We start from the raw sequence: 407 nt of genomic DNA, 5'->3' as shown, positions 1-407 counted from the left end.
GCGCGGACAGCCGTTCCCGCAACCGCGCCAGCCAGCCCTCGGTGACGACCTCGACCGCTTCGCCGTCGACCTCGGTGGTCCCGGTCAGCACCGCGCCGAGCGCGTCGACCGGCGTCAGCGGCTTCAGCACCCGCTCCCGCGCCTTCGCCGCCAGCGCCGGGTCGACCAGCACCCACCGGTCACGCAGCCGCACCACCGCCCGGCGCGCCTCGGCGAGCTCGTCCAGCTCCGCCTCGGTCAGCACCTCACCGCCCAGCGCGAGCTGCCAGTCGAACTCCAGCGCCCGGCCGCCACCGAAGAACGACGGCAGGTCACCCGGTGCGTCGCCGGCACGGACCACCGCCCGCGCGGTCAGGGACCCCGCCAGCTCGGCGGGCCAGTGCACCTCGATCCCGGCCGCCGCCAGC

The 407-nt window shown here is 76.9% G+C and carries 1 protein-coding gene; it reads right to left on the bottom strand.

Annotated features, from left to right (window positions below; genetic code table 11):
• A partial coding sequence (locus tag G3I65_RS31025; protein ID WP_203612559.1) for an SNF2 helicase-associated domain-containing protein occupies nucleotides 1–407 on the bottom strand: 407 nt, incomplete at both ends.

Source organism: Amycolatopsis sp. SID8362, from assembly GCF_010550475.1.
GTDB lineage: Bacteria > Actinomycetota > Actinomycetes > Mycobacteriales > Pseudonocardiaceae > Amycolatopsis > Amycolatopsis eburnea.
Note: the sequence above shows the minus strand (reverse complement) of the source record. Positions and strands in the feature narration are given on the sequence as shown.